We start from the raw sequence: 12,764 nt of genomic DNA on the forward strand, positions 1-12,764 counted from the left end.
TTGCGATTGGAAGCTGCAAGGCTTATCGCTGTAGATTGCGGCTCCAACAGCTCCTTTGAGCCCGCTGCATTGAGACATGATCGTGGAAATTCCCTAATTTAAAGGAGTGTGGATTTGCCGACTGGAAAGGTAAAATGGTTCAACGTAGCAAAGGGCTTTGGCTTCATCATTCCCGATGAAGGTGGAGCCGACGTCTATCTTCCTCTTAAGAGCGTCGAGGCAGCAAAATTACCACGGCTCGAAACAGGCGTGACCCTGAACTACGCCTTAGCTGAGAGCAGGGGACGGAAATTTGCCGACAGTCTCAGCATCGTCTCATCGGTCGCTGTTGAAACATCGCCCGGCAAAGCGAAGGGCGAAGATGTACAAAAGTCGCTGGACACTGACGACGAATTTGAGCGCGAATGGGGTCTGCGACCAGTTTGAGTTGCTGGCGTGATGATTGTTGGGCGAGTGCGCCCGGACCGCCTCTCCTATTTGCCCGGTTCCGGTAAAGGGTTTTCGACTTTATTGCGAAGGCGTTCTAGCACTTCCTCTGCTGCGATTGTTTGTCGAGGATCGTCTAAAGGAGGGGCTAGGCACCAGCCAATATTGAGGTCGGCAACCGAACCGTGAATGTTGTCCCTTTCGGGCTACTGGCAGTCGCTAACGTACCGCCAAGCTGTTTTACAAAGGCTTCAACGAACCGGGAGCCGAGACCGGAACCTTCAACCTTCAACGCAAGGCCTGATCCATTATCGCTGACCGTGAGCGTGACTTCACCATCTCTCCTGTGAAAACCGAGATTAATTTCGCCCTTACCTTTTGGGAAGGCATGCTTTATCGCATTTGTCGCGAGTTCATTTGCAATTAACCCAATGGCGACAGCGTGATCAGGTAGAATACTGAGGGGCTCTGCTGCCGATGTTACGGTAATGTCGGATGATTGTCCCAACAGGCTGGATTGGACACTTGCACTTATGCCCTCAAGGTAGGAAGGCATCGGCACCGGCCCAAGACTGCTCGATTGGGCGATTACATCGTAGAGCTGAGCGACCGCTGAAATTCGTGCCTGCATTGCCTGGTAACCTAGAACACAGGGTTCGCCTGCCCGCTTCAGTTCAAAGGCAACGAACGCGGAAATGATCTGAAGACTATTTTTGATCCGGTGCGCCAGCTCGGCTGCCAACATATCGCGGTGACGGTCAAGCAGGACCTCGTCCGTCGCGTCTTCGAACACGACCAGCAACCGTGTCTTATGATTGCCTGGACGATATACCTTGCGGGCGTTCACTTTGAAGATACGGCGACCAATTCCGGGAAAATCGTCTTCGAGCAGGAAGCCGTCCATTGCTTCTTCGTGAGGAACCACACGCTCCAATAATTTGCGCAGGGCAAAGGTATCCCACTGTCCCTGACCGAGGGCTTCTCCCGACAACTTGGCTTGCGGTGGCATTGAAAAGAGCGAGGAAAGAGCGGCTTGCTGTCACCACGGACATATCGGACTCGAGGATGACCAATGGATCCCGGATCGTGTCAACGATATTTTGGGCGATGCGCAAATTTCGCTCTGCCTCGATCTGACTGACCCGCGCCTCTGTCACGTCATCGATTGCCAGCAGTAGAAAATGAGAACTATCTCCCGAACAAACCACCTTTCGAGCATTCAAGAGCATCACCTTGCGTCCGAGGCCGGTAAATACGTGATCGACCTCGAACCCTTCGACGGAGTTTTCCGTGGGGAGAATGTCCTCAAGCAAACGCTTCAATGCATCGATATTCCATTGTCGATTTCCCAGATCGTTAAGCTTGCGACCAACCGTTTCCGGTTCGCTCACCTTAAACATCGCATAGAATGCGCGATTGGCTGAAATGACCGTGAGATCGCTGGTTAGGACCAGTAGGCCATCTCGTAGAGTGTCGACAATGTCTTGAGCGGAGATAGCGCCCATCGTGAAGTCCTGCATAATTTCTCTCGGCGTTGAAACGAAGCAACCATATGATGGCGGATTTTGGATACGCGCAAATGACACCTCACCTTTTTCATACTTGGTGGAGGACGCCGGCGCTTTCTTGTCGAATTCGGCTCACGAGCGCCAAGGTCTCTTTTCACGAAGGTATTCAGGTGATGAGGGTTTTCCAGCCGCGTCAGCGGCCGGAGTGAGTTCGTGACAAATGCTGGGCATTTGGGCTCGAAGGAATGCAGCAGCCGGAGGCAACCCGCGCCTCCAAAAGCGCTGTAGGGTTTGCCGGAGGCTCGTGGGAAACCTGATCAACGACGCGGATTGCAATTGCGTCACATGCCGATCTCCAGGCATATTCATTGCCAGAGACAATAGGGCGCTCATTGTAGCGTCAGATCTTCGGAGGCATCCCCAGATACGACCTGAGCGCCCGTTCAGTGATCTCACCGGCCGTCGTCCTCCGTTTCAGCGCCTCCAGCTTTGTAGCGATGATCACCGTGCCGGAGAGACATATCTGAAACCGCTCCGGCTTGTCATCGACCGTGTTAGGATGGGCTTGGATCGTTTGCGGTGGCGGCTCAAAAGATTGCGGCTCGCCCACCGCCGCGTTGGACTTCGGTGGTCCATGCATTTCTCCATAGGAAGCCATTTTCCCGATGGAGTCGGCGATCAGGGAATCCAGATCCGACAGGTTCCGACGCGATTTCTGCAGTGGCGGAATTTCGCTCAAGGTCTCCTCCGTTTGCTCATTCAGCTTCGCCTATGGCCTTCGTAATGTCGGCGATGACGCTGACAATGTTTGCGCGTGCCTTGGCGACCTGATCGGCTTTGCCAGGGTCATTGCCGATCCGCGCAAGCGAACCGGCCTCTTTCGAAAACTGCTCGTAGACTTTTCGGGCGCGAACGAAGGTGGGAAGGGCTGGAAGCTTGTTGTCACGGATCATCTGGACAGCGTCCTGGAATGCTGTCGTCCTGGTGTCGATGCCTTCGACGCGATTGAGAAGGAGCTTGAGAGGCGCGCGTTTGAGGCTGGCTTTCGCCCATTCGAAAAGCTTTACGGTCTCGATCATTTCCATCACGTTGGCCTTGGCCGGCACGAGCGTGATGTCGCTTGCGACAATAGCGGCAATCAGGAGATCGTTGATCGAACCCTGGACATCAATGAGGACGATGGATGCGGTCGCCGTCGTGAGGGCGAATTTCAGGTCATGCGGCGAGGATGCTGTGGTGACCAACAATGACGATGGCAGTGTGCCGACGCTGTTGCAGCGGTCTACCCATTGACGACAGGACTGCTGGGGATCGGCATCGATGACGAGAACACTGGCACCGTTCTCCGCGAGTTCGGAGGCAATCAGGAGGCACAGGGTCGATTTGCCGACGCCGCCCTTGGAATTTGCCAAAGCGATAATGGTCATTTTCAGGATCTTCATGTCGCGGTGAATGACTAGTTATATAGCAAATACAGATAGGCGATCGCTTTTGCAAGCCTGCTCGCTTGCACCACTGAACGCAGCCCCCGCGCCTTAGCCAGTGGGAGGCGTTTAAGCACGACCAGCAGTGCTGCAAGTCCCATAGACAGCCGAGGGGGTCTCACTAGGGGAAGTTGTTTCCGTGATCTCGCTTCTGATCGTTCAAGGACTTTGACGAGATCCGCCACTTCCATCAGTGGCGCAAGGGGTGGCGGTCCTCGAACTGACGGGACTGACAGAGGCGGCGTGCGGACCAGAAGTGAGAGAAGTGGCGTGAGGGAGACGGGTGGAGAAGGTGCCACAAGTGGGACCACTGTGTGAAGTGACTGAAGTGACTGAAGTGACTGAAGTTGTATAAGTATCTGAATATAAACGATAAAAGAGAATTATATGGTTGGCAGGATAGCAGTTTTCGGTGTACGAAAACCGACATGTGCCCGATGGGCTGACGGGCTCGTCCGGCAGTCGCCAAGGGCGACCGGAGCGAGAAGGGATGAGCAAGACCTCGACTGCACAAAGGCGGCCAAGCCGGAACAGATCGGTGCGCGTAAGATTGTCGGAAGCGGAATTTGCGGCGCTTACGAAGTTCGCGGAAGAGGCTGCACTCCCCACCAGCGAAGTGCTGCGGCGATTGGCGCGCGAAGCCGGAGGCTTTGGGCCAACCTTTGAAGGCGAAGTGGCGCAACGGCTCAAGGCGACCGTGTTTCAGCTTCGGAAAGTGGGGGTGAACCTCAACCAGATTGCGCGCGCGCTGAACAGTGGTCGCGTACCCGGATATGAACATCTGAATGGCGGTGTGGAACGACTTGCCAGGCTTGTCGTGCAGCACGAGCGGGAGATTGACGCGTTGCGTGCAAGCAGCCGCGCGCGTGCGCGGCGCCTGGTGGGCAGTCATGTTTGAAGTCGATGCTTTCCTGGGTGTCCTGGACGATATCGAGCGGCGGCGGAAGCGGCGTGCGTCCGCCACTTTCCAGGATCAGGATTTCGATGGCCTTGCTATCCGCAAAATCCGCCAGAAGCCCGGACCAAAGCGCAAGCGCCGCAGGGGCGATGGGACGCCCTATACGGGCAGCAGGCCGCGTACGGGGTTCATGCCCGTAACGATGGAGCTGGAGGATGAAGGACGCAAGCGCCGCGTTAGCGGGGGAGGCGGAGGGTTTGGCACCTTGGCGGCGGGACATGCCAGCTCACCTGCGAGGGCAAAGGCTGCTCCTGGCTCAAATACCGGCGAAGGTGCTGCGAGAGCCGCGCCGATCCGGACTACCGGCCTGGCCGAGCGCCTGGGCGTTGCGGCCGGGTCACAGCCGGCAGTGGTCAAGCTGGTGAGTTTTGCTGCCGGAAGTGCCCGTGTCCGCAAACTTCTTGCCTATCAGAGCCGTGATGGCGAATTGACCGTCGAACGCGAGACCGGTGAACAGGTTGCAGGCGCATCTTGGATCCAGGCGCTTGCCGACGAATGGGCAGAAGAATACGGGCGTCAGCCGTCAAAGGATGTGCTGCGGCTGGGATTGTTCGTACGATCGCACTCAGATGAGGCTGTGGGCGAGGCGTTGAAACAGGCGCTGCCTGGCCACCGCATCGCATGGGGGAGCGAGCCCGATGCTAAAGGGAAGGGACGATCTGTTGAAGTGGTTCTCAGCGCTGCAGCCCGTCCCCATCCCGGTGAAGCAAGCGCGCAGCGTATCTACGACAACCGAAAATCTCTGAGCAAGCTCGACAGGCTGCTTCAGGCGTCGTTCGGCGCTGGCGCACAAGTAGAAGTCCATGGCTTTGCGCACGGAGTGGAAGGCGTTGGTCGCTACCTAGCTCAGGTTCGCAAGGGAACGCACCACGCCGTGCGCTCGGTTCGCCTGAACAAGGACGGATCGTTCGGCGAGGATGTGGTGGTCGGCACCGGCGCGAGTTCGCTGGAGGAGGCGAAGGACTGGAAGCGCGACCTACGATCGCAAGAGCGCCGTGACGTCGCCCACGTCATTTTTAGCGCCAAGCCGGGAACGCCAAGGGATCGGTTCGTCGATGCCGTGCGTGCAACGCTTGCCAGGGAATTCGCCGGGCATCGCTATGCCTTCGTGCTTCACGAGGATCGGCAGCATCTTCATGTTCATGCCGCCATCAAGATGCTCTCGGACGCCGGCCAGCGTCTTCACCCGCGGATCCAAGATTTCAGGCGCTGGCGCAAGACACTGGCCGAAGAGGCGCGTGAACGAAACATTCCCATGGACGCGATGAGCCGGTTCGAGCGGGCAAACCCTCCCGGGTATAAGCTGAAGGACATCCAGCGTGTGGAACGAGGCGTCGCATCGCAAAACGTGCACCGGCGCGTCGAGGCGGCAAGGACGAGTGCTGTCCACATTCCGATACGGGAAGAAGGAAAGCGTCATGCCGCCGCCGCAGCCAGCGGCTGGAGCGACGCGGCGGCCATGGCTTTGCGGTCGCCTGCGCAATTTGCGCCAGATGCTGGCGTGTTGCGGCTCTACCGGGCGGAGCGTCCTGGAACGCGGTCGTCGGTGCCACTCTTCACCCGCGATTTCTCGGCTGCCGCGGAATTGGCACGTCGGTATGGCGGAACGCTCGGGTTTGTCGATGTTCGGCCGACCGAGATGCATCGGATCAGGCCGGCGCGCCGTCAACCCGCGCTGGGTGGCGGTAACGACCACTTCGTCGTCGCGCGAAACCTTGCCGACAGGATGCGCCCGTTCGTGCCGGCGGAAGTGGTAACGGCAAGCGTCCTCCATTTCCATGACCGCGGTGAGATGGCGGTGCGTGCGATGGCGCGCGAGTTCGGGGAGTATCAATCCATTTCATATCGGGAAGGCAGAACGCCAAAGGAGACAGACGACATGGCAAACCTGAAGGTGATGACCGCTTCATTTGCGGAGATGGACGCCCAGATGGAGGTGATCAAACAGCATCTTTCACCAGCACAGCAGCCCCAGATCGAAAAGCTGCGCGGCAAGCTTCGAGAGACCCAGCAGGATATGCTGGCGACGCAGGAGCGCATCGAGAAAAAACGGGGTTTGGTCCAAGGCGAGACCTTCGTGGCACCTGTGAGACACGAGTTCCACGAATTCGTGGCAGAAGAGCACGGCGAGACGATCCGCTACAGTCATGGCAAAGATCGCGGCAAGGCCGGCAGGGTCGCTTTCACCGATCACGGCGACAGGGTGGAGATTGCCGATTGGAAGGATCGGCAGGTGGTTTTGGCCGCGATGCAGGTTGCGTCCCGCAAATGGGGGGCGCTGACCATCAATGGCACTGAAAGCTACAAGGCGCTGGTCGTCGAGCTTGCTGCAGAATACGGATTTAAAATTGCTAACCCCGAGCTGCAGGACAAGCTGGTCGCTACGCGAGCACAAATGACCAAAGACCGCGCTGATCGGGGCAGCAGTTCAGCTGGCGTGAGCATCGATGAGGCCAGTATGGAGGGGCAAGCCAAGGTTCAAACCCAAACCCAAGCTCAAGCAGTCGGACCGGCGGCCCCACAGCCGCCCCTCACTGATCCCAAGGCGCCGATTGTCGAGGGCGAGAAGGTGAAGCCGGCCGATAGTGATCGTGGATCGATGCTGTCGGCGATGCGCGAGGCGGCAAGAAGGTGGGACAAGATCACGGTCAATGGATCCGAGCGCGAGAAGGCCCTCGCTGTCGAGCTTGCGGCTGAACATGGCTTCAAAATTGGCAATCCCGAGCTACAGGACAAATTGAGGGCCGCGCGGGAAAAAGCGGAGGAACGCCGACGACAAGAGAAGATTAGCGAAGAAAGTCGACTTGCCCTTGCCGAGAGCTCCAGCGTCCAGGGGCCAGGTCAAAAGACGGACGTAGAAATCGCGATCGCCCTTCAGACAATACGCGAGCGCACCGATGTCGAGGCCGAGCGGGAGGTGCGCCAAGCCGCAAGCACTGCCGCCACCAACGAGCGGCCGATCGACGGTGGCGGAGACGACCGCGCATATAGAACGCAGGCCGAAGCAAATGCCGCTGCGCGGGCCAAACAGGCTATCGACCAGAACCCGACGACTCCCATTCCAGCCGACGTAACCCAGTCGCCTGAAATCGAGCGCCAACGGCAAGCCCAGCAAGAACTTCTGGCAGAGAAGGACGCCATCGCTAAGATGCAGAAGGAAACGCAAAGACATTCGCACAAGCCGCGTCAGCGGTAGTCGAGTGGTCCCGGGGGAGATGCCTTCAGGTATTCGCAAAAGGGACCCTCCGCGAACTGACGGATGGCCGTCTATCTATGCACAACTTGGCTTGGCGTTGACCATTCATTAGCCGGTTGGGCAGCTTGTCTGCGGCTCGCTCGTTCTCGACAGCGATATTTCTGAAGTGCCGCTCGCTGCCGAGCTATCCACATTTTGGAAACGTCGTCGGACTGGCCAAAGGCCAGGTAGCTGAATGCGGGCTAAAAATTCGGGAAACATGTAGTCTTCCGTGAGAAAATTCCACCCATTGAACGGACAAATTCAACGAAATCAGATACATAAAGCTTCATAGAATCTTCATTTGCCAATTCACGAATTCGTGATAAGATTTGGTATGTTGCAGCGCAATACAGTAGCATGGGTGAAATATGCGACAAAATTGGGGTTTATTCGCCATTGGCGTAAGACGACTGATGTCTGGCTCGGGGAGCCAAAAAAGCACGAAGTTCAAGTACAGCAAGTTGCTTCCTGATCAGCTTCCCGATGAGCGAAAGCGAGATCTCGGATTTCTTGATGGCAAACCCTGTAAAGGCAGCGCTGAAGAAGGGCTAGCGAGCGGAAATAGATCATTCGATCATGAATGTGCCTTCCATCTCAAGTGGTGAGGTTATCCTCGTACTACATGGTCAAAAAATCATTTTTGTAAAAGAGTCGAATCCCCGCCGCTTTGTCTAATACTTCCGGCGCTGGTTTGAACATTGTGACCTAAAATCTGGCGCATACAGCGCCTAAAACGAACGGATGCCGGGTCAGTCTGTCTTGTGACAACTAAACCGGGACAAGGAGCATATCTTAAACCCACAAGAAATTTACCCTCTCCATCTCCTAATTTTAACACACACTTTGATCGATGACGATTGGAGATTCAAATGACTACAAGAACAATAATCACAATACCTGACCCAGCACTACGTCAGATTTCGGATGCGGTTGACCCCCAGGCCGCAGAGACGGCCGTTTTAATCGATGACATGCTGGAAACCATGTACAACGCATTTGGTGTGGGGCTGGCGGCTGTGCAGATCGGCATTCTGAAACGCGTTGTAGTCGTCGACGTCGGGGTCGTCCAGGAGGCGCGTCGGGATGCCCGGGTTCTCATCAATCCAGTGATTGTCGATACGTCCACGGAATGTTCGACTTTCAGGGAAGGCTGCCTTTCGCTTCCTGGCACCATGGTCGACGTCGTCAGGCCAGCGAGGATTACCGTCGAATACGACACGCTGGGTGGCGGCAAGGAGACTCTCGAAGCCGAAGGCCTCCTTGCCACATGTCTTCAGCACGAGATCGATCATCTCAATGGGACCTTGATAACGGACCATGGTGAGCCAGTACCCCGCGAACCGCAGGAATCTGCGTGACGCAGAAGGCCTGCTTGCGCGTGTCAAGATCCGCCCCCTATCTCTGACGGTATTTTCGGCGCAGTCTCCCTATGGTCAGGAGAGGCGCATGACATGTATCGTCGGCCGTGAGTGGACACACACAGAGCCAATTTTGCAGTCTTGCACCGCGGTTGATGGACCGATGAACCGCTCTAATGACATGCCAATGCGGGCCCATCACCACCATCTACCGAGTGCTTTGACATCTTCTCTCCATTGCCTGGCGACAAAGATGTAACCAGCCAGGTCGCGCTGCTGATTTCCAAATGAGATGAAAATCGCGCCACGATCAGTGGGATAACGGCTGGCATTTGCGGTTGGGAAGCGACAGCTTCCATAACAGCGTCCCCTATCAGGTGAGTGCGATATCGCAGCCTCACTTTGCCAGAGTCACGGCCGCTCTTCACTCCCCATGGGATCTTACGGAAATCCTTGTCCGGGACTTTGTGAAACCTGCACCGCACATCAGGCAGAGCGCGCCAACTCCAAAGGGCGCGCTCGTGAAAGCTGGCTGAAGCGCGAAGCGCGTCACGTCAGTCTCCACTCTCAGGCGCGTGTCAACATCGCAAAAACTTCACGGACGGGCCATTCCCCTGAGCCGAACGGGACCTACTTTTCAACTGTCAGAACCGAACATATTCCAGCGTTTTGTTGCGGAGGGCATTCGAAATGCTCCAGTCTCTTATCAGTCTTGAAAACCATGAAATTGAGGCCGTTATCGCGGCTGTGACCGCCTATTGCGACGAATGCGGCGCGCGCATCGATAGCGCGCATGGACGCAGGGCGATCACAGCCGCTGTCGACCTTGTCTCCACGCACCCACTAATCAATCTGCTTGCCGAACTGCGTCGTATGCTTCCAGGCGAAGACGGTTTCGCTGGTTTGAGGCGTCCGTGATCCGACCGGTTGCCTGGTCCCTTGCCCAAAAAAGAAAAGACCCGCGCGAGGGCGGGTCAGTAAGGAACTCGAGATAGCGGGGAACGGGAGGTAACTATCTCGTTCGCTATCGATAGCCGACTTCCGTTACATCAAGATGTCAGCCGTCGCGCTTGCCATGCCTTTTTGACTTTCTTCGTCTTCATTGGGAGCGTGGTCATCAACGCCGAGTGATGCGAGCCTGCATTTGATTGCCAAGGCGTAATCGGTATCAAGGGTGTTCTTGTCGGCGACATCAGGATCGGAAAGGACAAAGAGCGAGGCTTGACGATCCGTTTGCCCGAGGTCTTCGGGCAGCGGTCGACAACGTATTTAGACAGGCCATAATCCTTACAGGAGAGGATCATGAAGCGCTCCAAGTCAGCGTGCCAGCTTCCCGTTTCGTTTCCATCCACGACTCGAATAGCAATCTATTTAACGTTCCCCGCTATGATATTCCATTTGCGCACCACCGCGAACTGCGATCAGTAGCCATGCAAACATGGCGCCAAATCGCGTGCCCGACGCCGCATAAGTCAGACCCTCAGGCCCATAGAACGGTGTCACGGCTTAAGTTTACAGTGCCGCCCGCCATCCTACTCCTTATGGCTGACAACCGCCATCGCGGCGTCGGTTCCGCACGCCGACCTCAAAATCAGGGCCCTCCAGCATCGCGGCTACGGTGACTGGCATTGCGTGGCAAACCTGTTTAACCGATCAGTCCCACGGAATGATCGCCATGAGGCTTTCGTCATCCTGGCCGGGATATCGGCCGAGATTGGCATTGAGCTTGCCATAGCCGGTGTTGACGGTGAGGGTGAAGTAGTCGCCGCCGTTTTGGTTCTGCTTCTTCCAGATACCACCAATCTCGACCCGTCGACCACGCGGGCTTGTAGAGAACAAGCGATAAACCGGCGCTTTCGGATGTTCGCTTTTGTAGGGTTCGCCGGCAATATCGATGTCATAGGCGATCGAAGCGATGTTGCCTCGCAGGATTTTTCCATCGTTGGCAAACTCAACGTAATTCGTCATTTCTGATACGTTCGCAGGCATTTGGGATCTCCCTCTTTTTTTGGATTGAATAGATGCGGATAGTGGGCAAGGGCTGTGCTCCCGTCACTCACGTCTGGCGGGATTCGAGAACAGCACATGATTGGGATACGGGATGTCGGGGTAAGCCCAGAGCCCGGCACGCGAGTGCTGCGCAATCCCTTCCTCAATGCCGTAGGGCATATAGACTGCCTTGCCGCTGGTTGTGAGCGCGGCAAAAGCAAACCCCTGCGTGATCAGCATGGTTCCGACGTCGAGCGCGTTGCTGCCGACATGCGCCGAGCAGATGACGAGTACGGTCGAGGGCTGGGTGGAGGCAGCGGTTGCTACTTGGGCGAGCGGAGCACAGGTTGGTTTAGTATCCTTGAAGATAGCTGCCAGCATCGCCAGCGAGACGGCGCCACAGTCCTGCTTCTGGCCAAAATTGTCGGTATAGGTGGTTCCACGGATGCACGCCTGAACGCCGTAGAGGCGCATCGTCTGGCCCGCCTGTTGCCAACTATCCCCGGTCAGAAAGGTGACGCCGGTCTGCGGAACTGCAAACACATGGGATGATGGTTGGGCCGCCTCGGCGGTCAATATGGAACTCGGTATCGCCATCGAGATGCTCAGGGCAACCAGCAGTATCTTCGCTACCGGTCTCGGCCTTGTCATTCCTGCACCTCCTTTGCCGAAATCGGCGCGCAGTCCACGCCGTCATTGGAGTTGGTGATACAGCTGACATTGTAGCCAGCACCGGAGATGAGGTAGGCGCAGACGCTGGTCCCGGCGCCGTCGCGCGTCCCGGCCGCGTTGCAGTCGAGACCGGATTTTGCAAGATTATAGAGCTTGCCGCCAGTACCGCAGCCGAACTGACAGGCCTTGAGGATCGAGGACTGCGAGATAGTGGCACAAGTGCCCTGATAGCAGACCTGTTGCCCGATCAGGCTCGTCATGCCGTTTTTCTGGGCGGCATTCCATTGGCCGCGTTGATAACGCTCCCAGGCAGCGACCTGCGCTGAAGGGCTGTTTAGAAAATCCTCGCGCGAACCGTCCCAATAGGCTTGCAACGTCCCGCTATCGCAGAACTGAAATGCACCATAGCAGCGCGTCCCGTTGACGACGGGGGAAACACTGTTGAAATTCCCTTCGCTATGACTGACGTTGGACGCGTATTCGGCACATCCGGCCGGCATTCCGGCGTTCAAGAGACTGAGAGCGCTTTCGCCGGCAAATGCCAGTGATGCTGCAAAACCGAGCGACAGCCCAAGATTTGCCAGGAGATCCTGTCTGTTCGGCTGCCAGTTGTCGGCAGCCGGGGAGGGGGCAACAGATATCATCGAATTGGCCCAACCTGATATATGCCGATAAACGCCTTGCCGTCCTCGCCAATTTCCGCGGTTGTGAGTGTGGCGGCATCAGGCGACAGGATAGCGGTGCCACCGAGCGGCATTTGCGGATTTGCCATCCGCTCCGGTCGCACCGGTCGCGGCGATTGCGCTGCTTGCGTATCGGGTCTGATCAACACCAGAAGGGCCGTGCACATGCCTTGCAAGTTGCAATCGCCGTTTGTCTGGGACAATAGCCAGATGCCCGAGGGCGTGGTGATACGCGCGGTGTAGATTTTGGCCTGTCCAGTGAGCTGGCGAATGCTCGCAAGATCGTCGTCGGTCCAGATGCCATCAGGATCATGCTTGGCATCCCTGGTTGTGAGTTTAAGCGCCAGCGTGTGTCCACCCTGTGCCGCGGCGCGGTCGGTGAAGGTAAGGGCGAGGATCAGGAGCGGAGCGAGGACAGCAAGGGTGCGTTTCATCTGGGAGCCTCAAG

The 12,764-nt window shown here is 57.0% G+C and carries 12 protein-coding genes; 4 read left to right on the forward strand and 8 right to left on the reverse strand.

The window, feature by feature from the left end:
* The first annotated feature begins 114 nt into the window (after window positions 1-114).
* On the forward strand, window positions 115-426 hold the full coding sequence (locus J5278_RS27845; RefSeq protein ID WP_111215374.1) for a cold-shock protein: 312 nt from the start codon (window positions 115-117) through the stop codon (window positions 424-426).
* A gap of 148 nt (window positions 427-574) precedes the next feature.
* Here the strand turns inward: J5278_RS27845 and J5278_RS31395 are convergent, their stop codons facing one another.
* From J5278_RS31395 to J5278_RS27860, 4 genes are all read right to left on the reverse strand, one after another.
* Complete coding sequence (locus J5278_RS31395; RefSeq protein ID WP_247749485.1) at window positions 575-1,330, reverse strand: sensor histidine kinase; 756 nt, start codon at window positions 1,328-1,330, stop codon at window positions 575-577.
* Complete coding sequence (locus J5278_RS31400; protein WP_247749486.1) at window positions 1,236-1,946, reverse strand: PAS domain-containing protein; 711 nt, start codon at window positions 1,944-1,946, stop codon at window positions 1,236-1,238. Before J5278_RS31400 ends, J5278_RS31395 begins: the two co-directional genes overlap by 95 nt.
* Before the next feature lie 388 nt (window positions 1,947-2,334).
* Complete coding sequence (locus J5278_RS27855) at window positions 2,335-2,673, reverse strand: hypothetical protein (RefSeq protein ID WP_240538794.1); 339 nt, start codon at window positions 2,671-2,673, stop codon at window positions 2,335-2,337.
* Window positions 2,674-2,689: 16 nt separating this feature from the next.
* The gene (locus J5278_RS27860; RefSeq protein ID WP_111215412.1) at window positions 2,690-3,361 is read right to left on the reverse strand and encodes a ParA family protein; all 672 of its coding nucleotides are present in this window, start codon (window positions 3,359-3,361) and stop codon (window positions 2,690-2,692) included.
* 547 nt (window positions 3,362-3,908) lie between these two features.
* On the opposite strand from J5278_RS27860, the gene mobC reads away from it, so the two are divergent.
* The 3 genes from mobC (at window position 3,909) to def (ending at window position 8,972) form a co-directional block, all read left to right on the forward strand.
* The gene (gene mobC, locus J5278_RS27865; protein ID WP_111215377.1) at window positions 3,909-4,316 is read left to right on the forward strand and encodes a plasmid mobilization relaxosome protein MobC; all 408 of its coding nucleotides are present in this window, start codon (window positions 3,909-3,911) and stop codon (window positions 4,314-4,316) included.
* Window positions 4,317-4,965: 649 nt separating this feature from the next.
* Entirely contained in the window at window positions 4,966-7,572 is a 2,607-nt protein-coding gene (locus tag J5278_RS27870) for an LPD7 domain-containing protein (RefSeq protein ID WP_257623499.1), read from the forward strand.
* A 911-nt stretch (window positions 7,573-8,483) separates the two neighbouring features.
* A complete protein-coding gene (gene def / locus J5278_RS27875; protein WP_111215381.1) occupies window positions 8,484-8,972 on the forward strand; it encodes a peptide deformylase in 489 nt (162 codons plus the stop codon).
* 1,653 nt (window positions 8,973-10,625) lie between these two features.
* On the opposite strand, the gene J5278_RS27885 is transcribed toward def, so the two are convergent.
* The 4 genes from J5278_RS27885 to J5278_RS27900 all read right to left on the reverse strand — a co-directional run bounded on the left by J5278_RS27885 (window position 10,626) and on the right by J5278_RS27900 (window position 12,750).
* A complete protein-coding gene (locus J5278_RS27885) occupies window positions 10,626-10,940 on the reverse strand; it encodes a DUF736 family protein (RefSeq protein WP_224130002.1) in 315 nt (104 codons plus the stop codon).
* Window positions 10,941-11,024: 84 nt separating this feature from the next.
* Window positions 11,025-11,612, reverse strand: coding sequence for a thermonuclease family protein (locus J5278_RS27890; RefSeq protein ID WP_111215389.1), 588 nt, complete (start codon window positions 11,610-11,612; stop codon window positions 11,025-11,027).
* Window positions 11,609-12,277 carry an acyltransferase gene (locus J5278_RS27895; RefSeq protein ID WP_111215391.1) on the reverse strand — a complete coding sequence of 223 codons (669 nt, stop codon included), beginning with the start codon at window positions 12,275-12,277 and terminating at the stop codon, window positions 11,609-11,611. The genes J5278_RS27890 and J5278_RS27895 overlap by 4 nt, the downstream gene beginning before the upstream one ends.
* On the reverse strand, window positions 12,274-12,750 hold the full coding sequence (locus J5278_RS27900) for a hypothetical protein (RefSeq protein WP_111215393.1): 477 nt from the start codon (window positions 12,748-12,750) through the stop codon (window positions 12,274-12,276). Before J5278_RS27900 ends, J5278_RS27895 begins: the two co-directional genes overlap by 4 nt.
* Window positions 12,751-12,764 lie beyond the last annotated feature (14 nt).

The sequence above is a fragment of the Rhizobium sp. B21/90 genome, from assembly GCF_019355815.1.
In the GTDB taxonomy this organism is placed as follows: Bacteria; Pseudomonadota; Alphaproteobacteria; order Rhizobiales; family Rhizobiaceae; genus Rhizobium; species Rhizobium rhododendri.

Coding starts and splice junctions, on each gene's coding strand:
- mobC (WP_111215377.1), top strand. CDS start 3,909: ATGAGCAAGACCTCGACTGCACAAAGGCGGCCAAGCCGGAACAGATCG.
- J5278_RS31395 (WP_247749485.1), bottom strand. CDS start 1,330: ATGGACGGCTTCCTGCTCGAAGACGATTTTCCCGGAATTGGTCGCCGT.
- J5278_RS27900 (WP_111215393.1), bottom strand. CDS start 12,750: ATGAAACGCACCCTTGCTGTCCTCGCTCCGCTCCTGATCCTCGCCCTT.
- J5278_RS27860 (WP_111215412.1), bottom strand. CDS start 3,361: ATGACCATTATCGCTTTGGCAAATTCCAAGGGCGGCGTCGGCAAATCG.
- J5278_RS27895 (WP_111215391.1), bottom strand. CDS start 12,277: ATGATATCTGTTGCCCCCTCCCCGGCTGCCGACAACTGGCAGCCGAAC.
- J5278_RS31400 (WP_247749486.1), bottom strand. CDS start 1,946: ATGCAGGACTTCACGATGGGCGCTATCTCCGCTCAAGACATTGTCGAC.
- def (WP_111215381.1), top strand. CDS start 8,484: ATGACTACAAGAACAATAATCACAATACCTGACCCAGCACTACGTCAG.
- J5278_RS27890 (WP_111215389.1), bottom strand. CDS start 11,612: ATGACAAGGCCGAGACCGGTAGCGAAGATACTGCTGGTTGCCCTGAGC.
- J5278_RS27885 (WP_224130002.1), bottom strand. CDS start 10,940: ATGACGAATTACGTTGAGTTTGCCAACGATGGAAAAATCCTGCGAGGC.